Annotated in this window: 20 protein-coding genes, 1 tRNA gene and 1 riboswitch; of the genes, 11 read left to right on the top strand and 10 right to left on the bottom strand. The window is 56.4% G+C overall.

The window, feature by feature from the left end; genetic code table 11:
• Positions 1-204 precede the first annotated feature (204 nt).
• Positions 205-1,113, bottom strand: coding sequence for an NYN domain-containing protein (locus NM10_RS11335; RefSeq protein ID WP_020311689.1), 909 nt, complete (start codon positions 1,111-1,113; stop codon positions 205-207).
• 139 nt (positions 1,114-1,252) lie between these two features.
• Here NM10_RS11335 and NM10_RS14825 point away from each other — a divergent pair, with 139 nt between their 5' ends.
• Positions 1,253-1,786 carry a DMT family transporter gene (locus NM10_RS14825; RefSeq protein WP_239639724.1) on the top strand — a complete coding sequence of 178 codons (534 nt, stop codon included), beginning with the start codon at positions 1,253-1,255 and terminating at the stop codon, positions 1,784-1,786.
• A complete protein-coding gene (locus NM10_RS14820) occupies positions 1,747-2,127 on the top strand; it encodes a DMT family transporter (protein WP_335340753.1) in 381 nt (126 codons plus the stop codon). Before NM10_RS14825 ends, NM10_RS14820 begins: the two co-directional genes overlap by 40 nt.
• On the opposite strand, the gene NM10_RS11325 is transcribed toward NM10_RS14820, so the two are convergent.
• The 3 genes from NM10_RS11325 to murQ are packed head-to-tail and all read right to left on the bottom strand — an operon-like array spanning position 2,117 to position 5,483.
• The gene (locus NM10_RS11325; protein ID WP_020311688.1) at positions 2,117-3,199 is read right to left on the bottom strand and encodes a DUF871 domain-containing protein; all 1,083 of its coding nucleotides are present in this window, start codon (positions 3,197-3,199) and stop codon (positions 2,117-2,119) included. The genes NM10_RS14820 and NM10_RS11325 overlap by 11 nt on opposite strands.
• Positions 3,200-4,582 carry a PTS transporter subunit EIIC gene (locus NM10_RS11320; protein ID WP_020311687.1) on the bottom strand — a complete coding sequence of 461 codons (1,383 nt, stop codon included), beginning with the start codon at positions 4,580-4,582 and terminating at the stop codon, positions 3,200-3,202.
• Entirely contained in the window at positions 4,569-5,483 is a 915-nt protein-coding gene (murQ, locus tag NM10_RS11315; RefSeq protein ID WP_020311686.1) for an N-acetylmuramic acid 6-phosphate etherase, read from the bottom strand. Before murQ ends, NM10_RS11320 begins: the two co-directional genes overlap by 14 nt.
• Before the next feature lie 181 nt (positions 5,484-5,664).
• On the opposite strand from murQ, the gene NM10_RS11310 reads away from it, so the two are divergent.
• The 4 genes from NM10_RS11310 to gmhA all read left to right on the top strand — a co-directional run bounded on the left by NM10_RS11310 (position 5,665) and on the right by gmhA (position 8,300).
• Positions 5,665-5,741, top strand: a tRNA-Arg gene (locus tag NM10_RS11310).
• 57 nt (positions 5,742-5,798) lie between these two features.
• A complete protein-coding gene (locus NM10_RS11305; protein WP_020311685.1) occupies positions 5,799-7,157 on the top strand; it encodes an NAD(P)-dependent oxidoreductase in 1,359 nt (452 codons plus the stop codon).
• A gap of 10 nt (positions 7,158-7,167) precedes the next feature.
• A complete protein-coding gene (locus NM10_RS11300) occupies positions 7,168-7,746 on the top strand; it encodes a beta-class carbonic anhydrase (protein ID WP_020311684.1) in 579 nt (192 codons plus the stop codon).
• Positions 7,743-8,300 carry a D-sedoheptulose 7-phosphate isomerase gene (gene gmhA, locus NM10_RS11295; RefSeq protein WP_020311683.1) on the top strand — a complete coding sequence of 186 codons (558 nt, stop codon included), beginning with the start codon at positions 7,743-7,745 and terminating at the stop codon, positions 8,298-8,300. Before NM10_RS11300 ends, gmhA begins: the two co-directional genes overlap by 4 nt.
• Here the strand turns inward: gmhA and NM10_RS11290 are convergent, their stop codons facing one another.
• Positions 8,301-8,951 carry a tetratricopeptide repeat protein gene (locus NM10_RS11290; RefSeq protein WP_020311682.1) on the bottom strand — a complete coding sequence of 217 codons (651 nt, stop codon included), beginning with the start codon at positions 8,949-8,951 and terminating at the stop codon, positions 8,301-8,303. It abuts the gene before it with no gap.
• A gap of 33 nt (positions 8,952-8,984) precedes the next feature.
• Here NM10_RS11290 and NM10_RS11285 point away from each other — a divergent pair, with 33 nt between their 5' ends.
• Positions 8,985-9,383 (top strand): NusG domain II-containing protein, encoded by a 399-nt coding sequence (locus NM10_RS11285; RefSeq protein ID WP_020311681.1) that lies wholly within the window; start codon positions 8,985-8,987, stop codon positions 9,381-9,383.
• 8 nt (positions 9,384-9,391) lie between these two features.
• Positions 9,392-9,928: a Gx transporter family protein gene (locus NM10_RS11280; RefSeq protein WP_020311680.1), complete on the top strand. Its 537-nt coding sequence runs from the start codon at positions 9,392-9,394 to the stop codon at positions 9,926-9,928.
• Here the strand turns inward: NM10_RS11280 and NM10_RS11275 are convergent.
• From NM10_RS11275 to NM10_RS11265, 4 genes are read right to left on the bottom strand one after another with little or no spacing between them, the layout of a single operon-like run.
• Complete coding sequence (locus NM10_RS11275; protein WP_020311679.1) at positions 9,921-10,520, bottom strand: hypothetical protein; 600 nt, start codon at positions 10,518-10,520, stop codon at positions 9,921-9,923. The genes NM10_RS11280 and NM10_RS11275 overlap by 8 nt on opposite strands.
• A gap of 18 nt (positions 10,521-10,538) precedes the next feature.
• The gene (locus NM10_RS14815) at positions 10,539-10,787 is read right to left on the bottom strand and encodes a hypothetical protein (RefSeq protein ID WP_051132265.1); all 249 of its coding nucleotides are present in this window, start codon (positions 10,785-10,787) and stop codon (positions 10,539-10,541) included.
• Positions 10,778-11,515, bottom strand: coding sequence for a hypothetical protein (locus tag NM10_RS11270; RefSeq protein WP_051132264.1), 738 nt, complete (start codon positions 11,513-11,515; stop codon positions 10,778-10,780). Before NM10_RS11270 ends, NM10_RS14815 begins: the two co-directional genes overlap by 10 nt.
• A 17-nt stretch (positions 11,516-11,532) precedes the next feature.
• Entirely contained in the window at positions 11,533-12,198 is a 666-nt protein-coding gene (locus NM10_RS11265; RefSeq protein WP_020311678.1) for a 3'-5' exonuclease, read from the bottom strand.
• 147 nt (positions 12,199-12,345) lie between these two features.
• On the opposite strand from NM10_RS11265, the gene NM10_RS11260 reads away from it, so the two are divergent.
• Positions 12,346-13,572 carry an RNA-guided endonuclease TnpB family protein gene (locus NM10_RS11260; RefSeq protein ID WP_020311677.1) on the top strand — a complete coding sequence of 409 codons (1,227 nt, stop codon included), beginning with the start codon at positions 12,346-12,348 and terminating at the stop codon, positions 13,570-13,572.
• A gap of 286 nt (positions 13,573-13,858) precedes the next feature.
• Here NM10_RS11260 and NM10_RS11255 read toward each other — a convergent pair whose 3' ends face one another.
• The gene (locus tag NM10_RS11255; RefSeq protein WP_036200576.1) at positions 13,859-14,683 is read right to left on the bottom strand and encodes a MetQ/NlpA family ABC transporter substrate-binding protein; all 825 of its coding nucleotides are present in this window, start codon (positions 14,681-14,683) and stop codon (positions 13,859-13,861) included.
• Positions 14,684-14,772: 89 nt separating this feature from the next.
• Positions 14,773-14,871, bottom strand: a riboswitch (SAM riboswitch).
• A 262-nt stretch (positions 14,872-15,133) separates the two neighbouring features.
• Here NM10_RS11255 and NM10_RS14810 point away from each other — a divergent pair.
• The gene (locus NM10_RS14810; RefSeq protein WP_239639721.1) at positions 15,134-15,304 is read left to right on the top strand and encodes a hypothetical protein; all 171 of its coding nucleotides are present in this window, start codon (positions 15,134-15,136) and stop codon (positions 15,302-15,304) included.
• 2 nt (positions 15,305-15,306) lie between these two features.
• Entirely contained in the window at positions 15,307-16,272 is a 966-nt protein-coding gene (locus NM10_RS11250; protein WP_239639720.1) for an MFS transporter, read from the top strand.
• The last annotated feature ends 79 nt before the right edge of the window (positions 16,273-16,351 follow it).

Below are 16,351 nucleotides of genomic sequence, written 5' to 3'. Positions count from 1 at the left end.
TGTCTCCTGTAGGACGACTGATTCCTATATTCAAGATCAAAGGGCTTTTTTAGCTCTTCTCATGAGCAAGTACCCGTTCAACGAATTCTTTGCGTAACATAGCTTTGGTGACATTCCTTTCTTCCCATGGCATAAGAATCAACTCCTTCTTATGCCTAAAAGTATCACTTTTTTCAGTAGGGGGAAGACCCCTATTTATGTAAACTATGTTATTGCACATAACAACGTGCGCCGCGGCCGCTTGGGCGTTTGTTTGAGCTTGAAGTAGTTGTGCTTGACTGTGCAGTTCTTTTCGTCTGTAAAGGTATTGACGTCGAAGAGTTTCAACGATTCGATGAAGGGAACGAATTTCTTGTAGCCAAAATTGCGGACGTCGAAGTCGGAGAACTGCTTGCTCAGGAGATTTCCCAGGGTACCCGAGAAAATCCAGCCGTTGTCGTCGGAATTTTCTTCGGTCAGCTTGATGAGCGCCTGACGGATGGTGGAGAAATCTTTCCCCGGTGTCTTGCCGTGGAGGGGCATCGTTTCCGGCGGTGTCAGCGGACGGGCTGCCGGCGTTTCGCTGGCATGATTATCGGCTTCCGGCTTTTCGGCCTTAGCCTGCGGACTGGTATGTTCGGCCTGGGCTTCTTCATGGTCCGTGCCTTCGTGGTCACCGGCTTCGTGTTCTTCGGCTTCTTCCCAAAGGACGTCGAGGTAGAGGAACTTGTTGCAGGCCGAGATGAAGGACCGGGGCGTCTTGCTTTCGCCCATACCGAGGACATATTTCTGCGATTCCCGCAGGCGCGAAGCCAGGCGGGTGAAATCACTGTCTGACGAGACGATGCAGAAGCCGTCGAGGTTGCTCTGGTACAATAAGTCCATCGTGTCGATGATGAGGGCCGAGTCGGACGAATTCTTGCGGATTGTATTGCTGTACTGCTGGACGGGCTGGATGGCGTTATCTAAAATGGTATTGCGCCACGACGCCATCTGGGGCGTCGTCCAGTTGCCGTAAATGCGTTTGTAGATGACATCGCCGAGATTATTCGCTTCAGATAAGATGACGTCGATGTATTTGCTGGAAATATTTTCGGCGTCGATGAGGACGGCGAGTTTCATTTCTTGATTCATAATTTGATTACCTCTGTTTACATTACTTTTTTATTATATCATCATCCATAATAACTGTGCTATAATAAAACCAAGGCTGGAACGAAGGCGTTTATCCTTCACCAGGCCTATTTTTTTTAAGAAGGTGATACGCGTGAAAATGGAACATATGGCGCCTTTCTGCGTCGTCGCAGCCGGTATCTGCTGGGGCATCATCGGCCTGTTTACCCGCCAGCTGTCGGCCTATGGCCTGTCGCCCTTACAGATTACCTTTGGCCGGGCCCTGGTCACGGCCATCGCCATGGCTGTCGTCGCCCTATTCCGCCAGCCCCGCAGTTTGGCCATTGCGCCGCGGGATATCTGGATGTTCCTGGGGACCGGCCTGGGGAGCATCGTCTTTTTCAATATCTGCTACTTCACAGCCATCGAATTGACGACCTTGTCCGTCGCGGCTATCCTGCTCTATACGGCGCCGAGTATCGTCATGGTCTTTTCTATCTTCCTTTTCCATGAACGCTTTACGCGGCGCAAGGGGTTCTGCCTGGTCCTGGCCTTTGTCGGCTGCGTCCTGGTCAGCGGCTTAGGCATGGGTCATGTCGAGGCTGCCGGTATCCTGGCCGGTCTGGGCAGCGGCTTCGGCTACGCCTCTATTCCATTTTTGGCCGCTATGCCCTGGCGAAATATGAACCCCTGACGGTCACGGCCTGGACCTTCATCATCGCGTCTTCAGGGCTCCTGCCTTTCTGCCATTTCGGCATGATCCTTTCCCTGGCCGCCGCCGTGCCCTATACGGGCCTCCTCTTCGCCCTTCTCGGCCTGATGTCGACGGCTCTGCCCTTTGGCCTCTATACGATGGGCCTGAAGCATATGGAAGCGGGCCGGGCATCTATCCTGGCTTCAGTGGAACCGTTGACGTCGACCGTCGTCGGCATTGCTATTTTCCATGAAGCCCTGACCCTGACCGGGGCGGCCGGCATGGCCTGTATCCTGGGGGCGGTCATCCTCCTGGCCAGGTCCGGATCCGCTAACGGATGAATTCAAAGCGGAATTTCCGGCCCGGCGTGATATAGTCGAGGAGAAATTCTTCGTTCGGCACGACTTTGGCGACGATGTTGGTCCGCTCTTCCGGCGGCAGTTCACATTTGACGATCTGGACTTCGCCCATATAACGCAGGAAATCGGCGTTGTCCAGGGTGATGTCGCCGCGGTGGAGACTGCGGAAGATGTCGCTGTCCGGTTCGATGATGCGGCCGTCCAGATGGGCCCGGCTGCCATTGGCGCGGATGACATCCCGCGACGGGTCGGGCCGGGCCGTGAAGGTATAGGACAACAGGTCCTGGATGTGCGGTTCCCAGCTGAGGAGTTTGGCCTTGATGACGACGACGTCCGTTTCTTCCCGGCCGGCCCGGGCCAGGTCGCGCAGTTCTTTATCGGCCGGCTTGTCGTCGCCGATGAAGACGGACTGGACGCCCAGGGCGGCCAAGTGGCGGGCTGCCAGGCTGACGTCCTGATGGCGGTGGAATTCCAGCGTCGGCAGGCCTTCATACAGCGGTGCCCGTTGGCCGGCCTGGCTGGCGACGAAGGCGCCGACGGACAGGCCACAGGCGTGGAGCCTGTCGGTCTGGGTCTTGAAATAGTCGAGGGCCAGGCCCGTGTGGGGACGGGGATAGAAGTTGTGCAGGCTGTCGATGTGGTCCAGCTGGGCGCCATTCTTCCGGAGGTCTTCCAGGTCTTTCCGGGTCAGCGTCGACGCGTTGACCTGGACGCGGACGATGTGGCTGTACATGGCCAGCTTGGCTGCATCGAAACCGTCGTCAAAGCGGACAGTTGTAATGCCCAGCTTGGCGATAACTTCCGGATCGAAACGGTCCATGCCCAGGCAGGCTGCCGAGGCCGGCGATACGTCGGCGACGATGTCGAGCTGACATTGCCGGGCCGTGTCCAGGACGGCCTGCAGTTCCTTGCGGAAGGCTGCCGGGTCCGTTTCAGGGATGTGGAATGACGTAAAGAGCCGCGTCATCCCCAGGGCAGCGGCCCGTTCGATGCGGGCCGTTTTTTCTTGGATCGTCCCTCCCAGGCCGGGATAGACGGAAATACCCGTTTCCATTTATTCACCCTCCTTCGGGTCGTCGAAACCCAAGAGCCAGGTTGCAATGAAGCCGGCCACGTAGGCTGTGACGAGTCCTAATAAATACATGGGGATGTTGTCCGTACTGGCTGCCAGAGGCAGGCCGGAAATGCCGATCGTCGCGGCGCCGACCATGTAGGCGGCCTGGACGGCGCCGCCAAAGGCTCCGCCGATGCAGGCCCCGATAAAGGGCTTGCCCAGGGGCAGGGTGACGCCGTAGATGAGCGGTTCGCCGACGCCCATGAGGCCGACGGGCAGGGCCGAGGCGATGGTCTTGCGCAGGGCCTTGTTCTTCGTCTTGGCATAGACGGCGATAGCCGCGCCGACCTGGCCGCCGCCGGCCATGGCCAGGATGGGCAGGAGAATGGTCACGCCGTAGCGCGACAGGAGTTCCGCGTGGATCGGCGTCAGGCCCTGATGGATGCCGACCATGACCATGGGCAGGAAGGTCCCGCCCAGGATGAAGCCCGTCACGGCGCCGCCGGTCCCGATGGATTCCGTCGCCGCATAGCCGATGGCTTCTGACAAATAGCCGCCCAGGGGCTGGCAGAGGAAGAGGGCCACGAAGGTCGAAATGACGACGACCAGGAAGGGCGTGACGAAGAGGTCGAACATATCCGGGACGAGGCGGTGGAGCTTCTTTTCCAGCCACGATGAAAAGAAGACGACCAGGAGGACGGCGATGATGCCGCCCCGGCCAGGGACCAGGGATTCGCCGAAGAGATTGATCTGAGCCAGGTTCGGATGGCTGAGGATGGCTGCCATGACGCCGCCCAGCATGGGCGAGCCGCCGAATTCCTTAGCCGCATTGATGCCGACGAAGATGTTCAGGCCATAAAAGGCGGCGTTGCCGGCGATGGCCAGGACCTGCATCAGCGGCTGGGCCGCCAGGGACGGGTCCATCTTGAAGGCCACGTTGAGCAGGCCCGTGATCAGGCCGCAGGCGATGAAGGCCGGGATGATGGGCACGAAGATATGGGCGATTTTCTTCAGGGCCAGTTTGGCCGGCGTCGCGTTCTTGCGGCGTATTTCTTCGTGAAGGGCCTGGCCGTCGAAGGGCCCCTGCTTATCGTCGCCGGCATCTGGCGCAGCGGCCGCCGGCTGTTCTTTACGGCCTGCTTCGACTAAGGGGGCAAAGGCCTGGTATAGTTTGGTCGCCTTGCCCGGGCCGACGATGATCTGCCATTCGTCACCGGATTTGTTGATGCCCATGACGCCGGGCAGTTTGGCCAGGTCGTCTTTGCTAAAGTGTTCATCCTTTACGGTCAGGCGCAGGCGGGTCATGCAGTTGTAAGCCTTTTCGATATTGCCTGCCGGACCGGTGATATCGTAGATGGCCCGTGCCAGTTTATCGTAATCCATGGGCAGCCTCCTTGAGGACGGCGGCGACATAGCCCTGGGCCGCTGTCAGGCGGTCTTCGGCTTCGCTGGCCGGGATGTGCAGGAGGACCATGACGATGGCCGTCTTGGCCCGGCCCTGACTTTCCCTGAGGGCTTCGATGGCCTTCTGGCGGCTGCAGCCCGTCGCCGTCATGACGATGCGTCGCGCCCGTTCTTCCAATTTCTGATTGGACGACTTGACGTCGACCATGAGGTTGCCATAGACTTTGCCCAGGCGGATCATGGCGCCTGTAGACAACATGTTGGCGATCATCTTCTGGGCCGTGCCGGCTTTCATGCGCGTCGAGCCCGTGACGACTTCCGGGCCGACGACGGCGCAGAGGTCGATGTTGGCACAACGGCCGATGGCCGAATGAGGCGAACAGTCGATGGCGATGGTAGCGGCTCCGACCGAGGCCGCATAGGTCAGGCCGCCGACGACATAAGGCGTCCGGCCCGAGGCGCTGAGGCCGACGACGACGTCGTCAGCCGTCAGGTTTTTGTCTATCAAATCCTGCCGGCCCAGTTCCGGCGAGTCTTCAGCCCCTTCTTTGGCCCGGAAGATGGCTTCATAACCGCCGGCGATGAGGCCCTGGATGCGTTCCGGGTCGGTGCTGTACGTCGGCGGACATTCGACGGCGTCGAGGATGCCCAGGCGGCCGGACGTGCCCGAGCCCATGTAGAACAGACGGCCGCCGCGGCGCAGTTTATCGGCAATGGTGTCGACGGCTTGGGCGATGGCCGGGATGATGGCGCCGACGGCATCGGCGACTTTATGGTCTTCTTCATTTATGATGCGCAGCATATCTTCGGTCGATACGCTGTCGATATGCTGGCTATGGCTGTTCTGCTGTTCCGTAGCCAGGGTTTCTAAATTGATCATGCTTGATTCCTTTCTTTCATGCAGTCGTGGCTATTGCCGCTTGGGAACAATATACACATCTCTAATTATAGAGAGTGTTTGAAAGACTTGCAATAGGCCTTTTTTTCATGAGCCAGCACCTTTATTTTTTTGCCGTTTCATGGTATGATTAATCTGCACGCAGCAGACCTGTGTGCCCTGTGCGCCCATAGCTCAGCTGGATAGAGCAGCAGTTTCCTAAACTGCGTGTCGGATGTTCGAGTCATCTTGGGCGCACCATTTTTTTATCTTGAATACAATCTAATCATTTTACAATCCGGAAAGGTGGGTTCTCTCATGTCCGATACCAAGAACCGGCTGGCTTCTTTCCATGAAGAAGTCATGCATGATGCTGATTATACGCTGGCTGAAGCCGTTGCCGAAGCCAAACGCTGCCTGAATTGCAAAGTACCGCAGTGCCGCAAAGGCTGCCCCATTGAAAATGAAATCCCCCAGTTCATACATGCCATGACCTTGGGCGATTTCGGCGCCGCTGCTGAACATATCTATCACCGCAGTGATTTGCCGGCTATCTGCGGCCGCATCTGTCCGAGAGAAAAGCAGTGCGAAGGCCACTGCATCCTCGGCAAAAAAGGCAAACACGTCGAAATCGGCAAACTCGAACGCTTCGTAGCGGACATGGCCCTGGATGGCGGCTTCCTGCCGCAGCCGGTCAGCCGTAAAACAGAAGGCCGCGTGGCCATCATCGGCTGCGGCCCGGCCGGCATGGCAGCTGCGAGAGAACTGGCTGGCCGCGATTATGATGTAACCATCTTTGAAGCCGCTTCCCAGCCCGGCGGTACCATGACCTATGGTATCCCGACTTTCCGGCTCCATAAGGAATTACTGCAGCGCGAAGCCCAGGCCCTGACAGCTATGGGCGTCACCATCGAATATAACGTCAAAATCGGCGTCGACAAATCCCTGGACGAACTGCAGCGTGATTTCGATGCCGTCTTCATCGCCATCGGTACGATGAATGCCTGGAATCTCGGCGTCGACAACGACACGATCGACGGCGTCGTCGATGCGGAACAGTTCCTGCGCGACGTCCAGCGCGTCCAGACCGGTGAAGTCGAACTAGCAGACCTGCCCGTACAGAAAGGCGACCAGGTCATCGTCGTCGGCGCCGGCAACGTCGCCATCGATGCGGCCCGCACGTCGCTGCGCCTCGGTGCGGACGTCAAAATCGTCTACCGCCGGGCTGAAAAGAACATGAAGTGCCTGCCGTCGGAATACGAAGAAGCCAAGGCCGATGGCGTCCAGTTCCAGTTCTATTCGGCACCGAAAGCCGTCGTCGGGACGGACCATGTAGAAGGCCTGAAATACGAAAAACAGCAGATCCTCGAAGATGCCACCATGGTACCGACGGGAGAATTCGGCGTCGTCCCGGCCAATAAAATCATCGCCGCCATCGGCAACAAGCCGGAATTGTCCGTCGTCAAAGCTCTCGGCGTCGATGCCAATGACGATGGCTACATCGCCGTCAAGGATATGCCTTACGGCCTGACCAGCAAAGAAGGCGTCTTTGCTGCCGGCGATATCGTCCACAAGCCGCAGACCGTCGTCCTGGCCATGCGCGAAGGGCGTAAGACTGCCGAAGGTATCGACCAGTACTTGAAGGCCAAAAAAGTCATGGCCGCTGTGAAAGCATGAGGAGGCCGCTATGAGTGAATTGACACGGCAGATACTGAAAGCCAATAAGTCTTTTGTCAAACAGTCCCTGTCCCAGGGCGGCTTCGATGAAGTCAGCAAGTATCCGAGCCGCAACCTGGCCGTCCTGACCTGTATGGACACGCGCCTCTTGAATTTCCTCGAACCGGCCATGGGCATCGCCCGGGGCGAAGCCAAACTCATCAAAGTCGCCGGCAATACGGCTTTTGAAGACTTTGACAGCGTCATCGGCAGCCTCATGGTTGCCGTCTACGAACTGCACGTCCACGACATCATCGTCATGGGCCATGACGACTGCGGCATGCTCAAGACGACGGCAGACAGCCTGTGCCGCCATATGGCCGAAGAAGGCATCGATGAAAAGGCCATCGCCGCCGTCCGCCCCAAATTGGAACAGTGGGCCGACCCCATTACCGATATCGACGCGTCTGTCTGCGATACGGTCCGCCGCCTGCGGGCCAATCCCTACTTGCCTTCATCCCTTACGATTTATGGTATGGTCATCCATCCGCACACCGGTGAAATCCGCGTCGTCGACGATGGAGAAGGCCAGGAACAGGAGGTATTATGAGTCTGGTCACACAACGAATGAAAGACCACGCCGCCGTCCTCGAGGCGACGATGGAGTTGATCCCGGATATTGAAAAAGCCGGGGCTCTGTTCAAAGAGGCCCTGGCTTCTGGTCACAAGATACTTTTTTGCGGCAACGGCGGCAGTGCTGCCGATTCCCAGCATTTAGCCGCGGAAATCGTCGGCCGCTTCCAAAAGGAACGGCGCCCGTTCCCGGCCATCGCCCTGACCGTCGACACGTCGATCCTGACGGCCATCGGCAATGATTATGGCTTCGATACGGTCTTTGCCCGCCAGGTCCGGGCCTTAGGCGAAAAAGGCGACGTCCTGGTCGGCATTTCTACGTCCGGCAACAGCCAGAACGTCCTGGAAGCCATCGATGCAGCCCGTGAAAAAGGCCTCACTGTCATCGGCCTGACCGCTTATGGCGGCGGCAAGATGAAGGAGGCCTGCGATATCTGCCTGGCCGTACCGGCCAAAGTGACGGCACGGGCCCAGGAAATGCATATCATGATTGGCCACATCCTCTGCGAAATCGCTGAGGAAGACATGTAATCAGCCGACGATTTGCTGGAACTGTTTGTTGTTCCGTATCTTATCGAAATGGCTCTGCGTCCGGGCTGCCTGGCGGACGTCTTCGCCGCCCAGGTCGATGGCCTGCTTCAGATAGGGCAGGGCCTGGTCGGCTTTGCCCAGGTCGCCGTAGATGGTGGCGATGCCGTAGTAACTCCAGGTATTGCCCGGGTCGGCGGCGATGACGTTCTTGAAATACGTCAGGGCCTTGTCGTATTGGCCGTCAATCTTATAGGCTAAGGCCAGGTTGTAGAAAGAAGCGACGTCTTTCGGGGCTATTTTCAGCGCTTTTTCGATGAGCTCGATGCCCTGGGAGACGTCGTTTTTGCTGCCTGTGCTGTTGCCGCGCATGGCCAGGGTGACGCCCTTATTGCTCAAGGCCTGATAGTTGTTGGCGTCGAGGGAAAGGGCCTTGTCGAAATCGTTCAGGGCTCCGGCATAATCGCCGGCCTGGTATTTTTTCAGGCCTTCGTCGCTGTAAGCCTGCGAATCGGCCTGGATGGCCGGTGCCGATGGAGCCTGTACGTCCTGTGCCGTCTGAGCCGGCTGGGGCTGGGATAGCTGTGTACTGCATCCGCCGCTCCCGGCAGCCAGGGCCAGCAGGAGCAGGATGGCCAAGTGTTTGTTCTTCATGTTCATTCTCCTGTTCGTCAATATGGAAATCCTATGAAACATATCATCAAAAAAGGGGACATCGTCCTCATCATTACGCTGCTCGTCTTATCTTTCATCCCGGAAGGCATCTTTTACCTGACCGGTAACGATGCGTCTGTGAGCCGGACGTATGCGGTCATCCAGGTCGACGGCAAGGTCTATAAAGAAGTTCCCTTGTCGGGCCACCATGGGACCGATGTCATCCCTATCCAGACCGAGGAGGGCTATAACCTCGTGGTCATCCAGGACGAGAGCGTCGGCATTACCGAAGCCGATTGTCCCGATAAAATCTGTATCAGTGAAGGCTTTGTCAGCAAGCCCGGTGCGACCGTCGTCTGCCTGCCGCACAAGGTGCTGGTCGAAGTGAAGTCCGCCGGCGATGACGAACCCGATGTCATTCCGGCCCATTAGAGGTACTTATGAAAAAGACATTTCACATTATTATCCTGGGCCTGTTCATCGCCCAGTCCCTGGTCTTATACGTCGTCGAAGGGATGCTGCCCGTGCCCTTCATCGCGCCAGGGGCGAAACTGGGGCTGGCCAATCTGATTACGGTCATCGCCCTCTATGCCCTGCCGCGTAAGCGCGACGTCTGTCTCATCCTGCTCGTGCGCATCATCCTGGCCACGGCCTTTGGCGGCGGCATCAACGCTTTCTTGTACAGCGTTGCCGGGGCGGCTTTCAGCCTGGGCGCCATGATGGTCCTGCAGAAGACGGGGAAATTCTCTATCATCGGTGTCAGCACGGCTGGCGGTATTTTCCACAACCTGGGCCAGGTCATCGTGGCCTCTTTGGTCGTAGAGAATATCAAGATCATGCTCTACCTGCCGATCCTGGCCGTCGCCGGCACGGGAACGGGCATCCTCATCGGCATTACGGCTATTTTCACCTTGCGCCACTTGAAGCGGCTGCCCATTTACCGGCGCATGCAAGAGGAAAATCAGGCGATTAATTGATTCGGATGGAGTTGAGTACTTCGTCAGCGAGCTTTACCTTATCTTCTTTGCTGCCGTCGCAGGCTACGACGACGATCCACGTCGCCGGGCCGTCGGCAAAGCCGATGAGGCGGGCCTTCATGGATTTATCCTGATACGTGAAGGTAAAGGTCTGGACGACGGCGTGCTGGCCGCTGACCGTCGTCGTGTCCTGGCTGACCGAGACGTTCTGGGCGTCGATTTTCGATAATACGGCGCCGGCTGCGGCTTCGGCCGTCTGGTTGAGGCGCTGGCTGATGGCCTGGCCCTGGCTGATGTGCAGGTCGTCGTACATCTGCTGCGTGTCGATGCTGTTGGTATAGATGGCGATGTACAGGCCGCCGTCCATTTCACCGTACAGGCGGCTGCCCTCGAAGTACCGCTGGGTCAGCGGGTCTACGGGGACGGGGAAGTCGAGCTTCTGGAGATTTCCCGGCAGTTTCAGGGAAATGGCCGAGCCCATGCCGTCGACGCGGCGTTCTTTGAGGGTAATCGTATAGCAGGCCGTCAGGCTCAGGGTAAGGATGAGCAGGCATAAAGCCAGACAGAGGGAACGGATTCGGGTATGAGTCATGAGTGCACCTCGCGAAAGTTATTTGAAAGGCAGGTATCCCCAGGATACGAGCAGGTAAAAAGCGGGATATAGAATAAGTATATATAAGAGCTGTGTCGTAATGAAAGGCGCCATGGCCAGATTGACGTTCAAGTCGTAAAGGCGCTCCGTAATCAAGGCGTTGATGGCACAGGGCGTAGCCATGACGATGACAATCGTCCCCAGGAGCACCGGGTCCGACGTGAAGCACAAGGCCAGGAAATACGATGCCAGCGGCGTCAGGACCATCTTGATGGGAATGAGGTCCAGCGTCTGGCGGGCATAGTCCTTGAAGTGGGAAAAGTCGATGAGGTAGCCGACGGGGATGAGGCTACCCAGGCGCTGACGTGGATCAGGGCCTGGAAAATCGTCGTCCCCGCAGCGGGCCTGGGGATGCCGGCGGCGTGTAAGGCCGTGCCGATGACCAGGGCTACGACGGACAACTGGTTCCAGTTGATGAAGATCGATTTCCAGTTATCCTTGAAAAAGACGAAGAAATTGCGGTCCTTGCCGCCGTGCTGGTAGTAGTAGCCCATGGGGAAGAGGACGAAGAACATGAGCAGGTTCTGGAAGACGCCGATGATCTGGACGTAGGCATAGGACATTTCCCCGTAGAGAATGTAGCTGCACAGGCCGCCGAGCATCCCCGTGTTGGCCGGGATGGCGGCGATGAGGTAACTGCCTCGGTCGACGAAGGACGAGAATTTGCGCTGCCGTCCCAGCAAGAGGACGACGGCCAGCGGCAGGAGGCCGTTGAAAAAAGCGAAGAAAGGCAGGCTGAGCAAGTCCGTCCGCATGGGCAGGACCCAGAAGCTGAGCAGGGTCAGGGACGTCATGATGACGATGATGTTGAAGCGGATGAGCCAGTTCGACTGGTCCGGCGTCAGCCAGCTCCGCCTTTTGGCGACATATCCGGCAATCATGGGCAGGATGATGTCTGTGAAAATATAAACCATCCGGAGTGTCGTATCTTCCATGGCCGGATTCCCTCCCTTTACTTGCGGGCAGCGCGGAAGGCGTCGGCCAGGGAGAACGTCAGCGGTTCTGCCGGCTTGGTGGCGTCGATGATAGGCTGCATGATATCGCGGAATTCTTCTTTTTTCTTCGATAAGACGTAGAGTTTGGACGTGTTGCGGGCATCCCAGAGGGCGTCGTGCATCTGGCCGTCGAAGGTTTCTCCCAGGGTGCTGACAGCCTTGTCCAGGGAAATGACATTATCCAGGCCCAGGAGGTTGCAGTAAATCTGCTGGAAGTTCTGCCAGTGGTCGAGCATCCAGCGGACGCGGTCGTCGTGCTCGTCGATTTCTTTGAGGCGGAGTTCGCAGTCCAGCTGGCGCCAGTCATTTTCACTCCAGGCGAACATTTCGTAGGCATTGGGGCAGCCTTCGTTGCACCAGGTCAGGAAATGGTCGAAGGCCTGGCGGAAATGGGGTTTCCCGGCCAGCATTTCCATGGTGATACCTGTCAATTCCTGACAGGTCTGATTCATGGCTGTCGTATATTCGGGCAGCACATATTCCTTATACGACGAGATTTCATTCCCGTCTTCGTCTATTTTGACAGCACCGATTTCGATGATTTCTCCTTTGCAGATGCGGCGCGCTTCCTTCTGGTCCCGGCCGATAGGGTTCATCTCGAAATCGACAAATACGGCTTTCATCTAAATGCGGGCAGGATACTCCGACCTCTTAGGTCGGAGAGAAATGCCCGCCTCACCTCACTTTCTTATTAAGTAGAATTTCAGCAAAAAACAATGTTATAATATTTTTGATGAAGCAATATACATTTTAGAAAGGCAGGTGAGAATATGTCCGACCTAACCAAAACGATAAAACTTCGCATACATGTTACTCCTGAACAGGAAGTATTGTTCCGTCAAATGACGGAGCAGTACCGTCAGGCTTGCAACTTCGTGTCTCAATACATCTTCGACAATCAGTTCGACTTGACTTACCAAAGCCTCAACAAGAAACTGTATAGTGGCCTTCGTGGCTTGTTCGGCTTGAAGTCTCAATTAGCCCAGTCTTCTATCAAGACGACGATTGCCAGATACAAGACGGTCAAGCAACAGTTATTCCGAAAGCCTTATAGATACAAGGATGAGGATGGCAACTGGCAACGCATCCCTAAGACTTTGGAATGGCTCTGGAAACCCGTATTTTTTCGCCGGCCACAGGCTGACTTAGTCCGCAACCGAGACTACAGCTTCGTTGATGACGGGCAAGTCCTGTCCATCAATACACTCGGGAAAAGAACCAAATGTACCTTCGAAGGCGAACATTTCGCTGGATACCTTGATGGTTCCTATCAACTCGGTACTGCCAAACTGGTCGAACTGAAAGGGAGATGGTATCTGCATATCCCTGTTACCAAGGCGGTCGAAGATTTCCAGAAGGAGAACGTCCGCCATGTCGTCGGCATCGACCGTGGGCTTCGTTTCCTTGCAGTCAGCTATGACGAACAAGGCAAGACGGAGTTCGTCTCTGGCAAAAAGATTGCCACCAAACGCCATAAATTCCAAGAAGTACGGAAACAGCTCCAGGCCAAAGGGACAAAATCAGCGAAGCGTAAACTCAAAGCCATTTCTGGGCGAGAGAACCGTTGGATGTCTGATGTCAACCATCAGCTATCTAAGACACTCGTACAGAAATACGGCAAGGATACGCTTTTCGTACTCGAGGACCTTACTGGCGTCAGCTTCGAGGAAAGCAATCTTTCCAGAACCGCGAAACAGAACTATGATTTGCGGAGCTGGAGTTTTTACCAGTTGGAACAGTTCCTGACATACAAGGCTCACGAGAACCGTTCGGAAGTCCTGAAAGTGTCTGCGAAGTACACCTCCCAGCGTTGCCCGAAATGCGGGACTATCCGCAAGGCGAACCGCGACCACCATAAGCATCTGTACAGTTGCCAGTGCGGATACGAATCCAACGACGACCGTATTGGAGCCATGAATATCCAGCTTCTCGGAACTATGTGGATTTCAGGGGACAACCATCCTCGATATGAACGAGTAATGACTACCTTGGAGTAAACTCCTTGGTAAAGCGGGTGTTGTCAATCACCCGACGATGTAGGCGGATATAGGGAGACATCTTGGATGCCGTTAGCACCTATGCTTTTCCGACCTACAAGCTCCCACCTCGAACGCCGAAGGCGTTAGGTGGGGGGAGTTGACAAGAGTGTCTCCTTTCTGAATCTGATGACAACCATTATTATACCATAAGTAAAGGGCTTATCGCACGTGCGACAAGCCCTTTTAAGAGGATTCAGGCGGGCCGCCCTTGGGGCGGCCCCTACGAACCACTAGCCACTAGCCACTAAAACGCCGGCAGGATAGTTCCCTGGAAGTGTTCTTCAATGAATTTCTTGATCGGTTCAGACTGATAGATTGCCAAGACTTTCTTGTATGTTTCGTTGTTTTCGTCGCCCTGACGGACTGCCATGACGTTGGCATACGGCGAATCCTTCGATTCGACGAGGATCGAATCTTTCTGCGGGTTCAGGCCGGCCGGGATAGCGTAGTTGGTGTTGACGCAGGCCAGGTCCGTATCGTCGAGGGAGCGGGGAATCTGAGCGGCGTCGAGTTCGACGAACTGGAGGTTCTTGGGATTTTCGGTGATATCTGTTACCGAAGCGTCGACAGAGTTGCCGTTCTTCAATTTAATCAGGCCGGCCTGCTGGAGCAGGAGCAGGGCGCGGGCACCGTTGGTCGGGTCGTTCGGGATGGTGACTTTGGCGCCGTCCGTGACGTCTTTGATGTCTTTGAATTTATGGGAGTAAACGGCCATGGGCAGGATAATGGTCTTGCCGATGGAGGTGATCTTCAGGCCTTGTTTCTTGACGACGTTGTCCATGTACGGCTGATGCTGCATGGAGTTCATATCCAGGTCGCCTTCGGCCAGGGCCTTGTTCGGCTGGACGTAGTCGTTGAATTCGACGACTTTGATAGTAATGCCCTGTTTAGCTGCTTCTTTAGCGACTTCTTCCATGACTTCGGCATGAGGACCGGCAGTGACGCCCATCTTGATTTCTTTTTTGTCACCGGAAGCACCGGAATTGGAAGACGAACCGCAGCCGGCGGCAAAGAGGCACGTCGTCGTGATGAGAACGGCGGCGAAGAGTTTTTTTACTGTTGCGTTCATGTAATCATTTCCTTTCTGGATAACGGATAATAAGGGCTTGCCGGTCAAAAAGAAAAGCCGTCATACAGATGACGGCTCAATTTGCGATTCGTTCATCTGCCGGTATACACCGCTGGACTTGGCACCTATCCCGATAGGGGGTTGCCGCAGCGTCATCGGGCCATTCCCTCGACTGCTCTTGATGAAAGACAATGTATGGTTGTTGGTGTACATATTATCACCTGGAAGAGAATCTGTCAAGAAATATTGTGCTTCTTGAGGGAAATTTCTTTTTATGTTATAATAATACCGCTCATCGGAGGCTTATGCTCGTATAGTGTAAAGCCGGATAAGATGTCACTTCAGTCCTGCAGCGGAGGAAGGGCGCGTACGTAAACGCGTCTTTCGATAAAGATGCAGGACAGGGTGGTTTCTTGTCCGGCTTTTTTTAGTGTGAGGTGACAGAAATTGATGAATAAACGAGATATCCTTTGGCAGATTTATAGTGCCAAAGCCTTTTACTTCCTCGGCGGTTTCGGTTTTACGTCGTGGGCATCGCTCATTCCCTTCCTGAGGCAGCAGCTGCAGATTCAGGACGACCACCTGGGGTTCCTCTTATTGGCCGTCGGCTTAGGCGCCTGATCATGATGATGCTGGCCGGTTCCATTGCCGGGCGCCTGGGCTGCCGCCGTTCTTTGACCATCGCCGGCCTGGCCATTGCCGTCGTCCTGAACGTTCTCTGTTATGTGCCGGCTTATGCAGCGGCCTTGGTCATGGCCGTCCTCCTCGGTTCGTCCCTGGGGCTGCTCGACGTCGTCGTCAACATCAACGGTATCTTCATTGAACGGAAAGTCCACAAGCGCCTCATGTCCGGCCTGCAGGCCATGTGGTCCCTGGGGAATTTCGCCGGCGCTGCCTTTTTTGCTTCCCTGCTCCACCTGGGCTTTTACTGGAAAATCGTCATGATTGCCGGCGCCGTCTTCATCGGCCTCTGCGTCTGCTTCTTTGCGCCCCATCTCCATGGGGAACGGCAGGCATCCGGCAAGGGCGCTTCCCTGGTCCTGCCCAAGGGGAAAATCGTCCTCATCGGCCTGGTCTGCACCATTGCCTTCCTGGTAGAAGGTTCTATCAACGATTGGAGCGGCGTCTTCATGACGACGGAAAAGGGCATCGACATTTCCCAATCCGGCCTGGGCCTGACCCTGTTCACGGCGTCGGCCTTCCTGGCCCGCCTGCCCGGTGATTCCCTGACCATGCATTTCGGGCCGCGGCGGCTGCTGGCCCTGTCCCTGCCCGTCGCCTTTGCCGGATTCCTGGGCATCCTGCTCATCAGCGGCGGCCCCTTCCTGTTTGCATCGTACGTCCTCATCGGCGTCGGCTGTGCCAACACCGTGCCAATCTTTTATTCCTCTCTGGGGACACAGAAAGACATGCCCGTAGCTGATGCTGTCGCCGCCGTCAGCACTATCGGCTACGCCGGCATCCTCCTGGCACCGGCCGTACTGGGCTTCATCGGCCGGGCCTTCAGCCTGACCGCCTCCTTCGCCTTAGTCACGGCCCTCCTGGTCATCATGTCCACCATGGCCATGCGGCTCTTGCGGGGGAAATAGTTTGTAGTTTGTAGTCGGGGATGTGTAAGAATCCCGTGACCGACTTGCGTAAACGGGCGCCCCACGTGGGCGCCCCTAC

This window comes from Megasphaera sp. NM10 (assembly GCF_000417505.1).
Lineage (GTDB): Bacteria > Bacillota > Negativicutes > Veillonellales > Megasphaeraceae > Megasphaera > Megasphaera intestinihominis.
Note: the sequence above shows the minus strand (reverse complement) of the source record. Positions and strands in the feature narration are given on the sequence as shown.

Bases quoted from the DNA above. Each gene is read 5' to 3' on its own strand.
- NM10_RS11285 (WP_020311681.1), top strand. From the start codon at position 8,985: ATGAAACATATCATCAAAAAAGGGGACATCGTCCTCATCATTACGCTG.
- NM10_RS11290 (WP_020311682.1), bottom strand. From the start codon at position 8,951: ATGAAGAACAAACACTTGGCCATCCTGCTCCTGCTGGCCCTGGCTGCC.
- NM10_RS11320 (WP_020311687.1), bottom strand. From the start codon at position 4,582: ATGGATTACGATAAACTGGCACGGGCCATCTACGATATCACCGGTCCG.
- NM10_RS14815 (WP_051132265.1), bottom strand. From the start codon at position 10,787: ATGGTCCTGACGCCGCTGGCATCGTATTTCCTGGCCTTGTGCTTCACG.
- NM10_RS14825 (WP_239639724.1), top strand. From the start codon at position 1,253: ATGGAACATATGGCGCCTTTCTGCGTCGTCGCAGCCGGTATCTGCTGG.
- NM10_RS11300 (WP_020311684.1), top strand. From the start codon at position 7,168: ATGAGTGAATTGACACGGCAGATACTGAAAGCCAATAAGTCTTTTGTC.
- NM10_RS11260 (WP_020311677.1), top strand. From the start codon at position 12,346: ATGTCCGACCTAACCAAAACGATAAAACTTCGCATACATGTTACTCCT.
- NM10_RS11335 (WP_020311689.1), bottom strand. From the start codon at position 1,113: ATGAATCAAGAAATGAAACTCGCCGTCCTCATCGACGCCGAAAATATT.
- NM10_RS11280 (WP_020311680.1), top strand. From the start codon at position 9,392: ATGAAAAAGACATTTCACATTATTATCCTGGGCCTGTTCATCGCCCAG.
- NM10_RS11275 (WP_020311679.1), bottom strand. From the start codon at position 10,520: ATGACTCATACCCGAATCCGTTCCCTCTGTCTGGCTTTATGCCTGCTC.
- NM10_RS11255 (WP_036200576.1), bottom strand. From the start codon at position 14,683: ATGAACGCAACAGTAAAAAAACTCTTCGCCGCCGTTCTCATCACGACG.
- NM10_RS11250 (WP_239639720.1), top strand. From the start codon at position 15,307: ATGATGATGCTGGCCGGTTCCATTGCCGGGCGCCTGGGCTGCCGCCGT.
- NM10_RS11270 (WP_051132264.1), bottom strand. From the start codon at position 11,515: ATGGAAGATACGACACTCCGGATGGTTTATATTTTCACAGACATCATC.
- NM10_RS11265 (WP_020311678.1), bottom strand. From the start codon at position 12,198: ATGAAAGCCGTATTTGTCGATTTCGAGATGAACCCTATCGGCCGGGAC.
- murQ (WP_020311686.1), bottom strand. From the start codon at position 5,483: ATGATCAATTTAGAAACCCTGGCTACGGAACAGCAGAACAGCCATAGC.
- NM10_RS11305 (WP_020311685.1), top strand. From the start codon at position 5,799: ATGTCCGATACCAAGAACCGGCTGGCTTCTTTCCATGAAGAAGTCATG.
- NM10_RS11325 (WP_020311688.1), bottom strand. From the start codon at position 3,199: ATGGAAACGGGTATTTCCGTCTATCCCGGCCTGGGAGGGACGATCCAA.
- NM10_RS14810 (WP_239639721.1), top strand. From the start codon at position 15,134: ATGAATAAACGAGATATCCTTTGGCAGATTTATAGTGCCAAAGCCTTT.
- gmhA (WP_020311683.1), top strand. From the start codon at position 7,743: ATGAGTCTGGTCACACAACGAATGAAAGACCACGCCGCCGTCCTCGAG.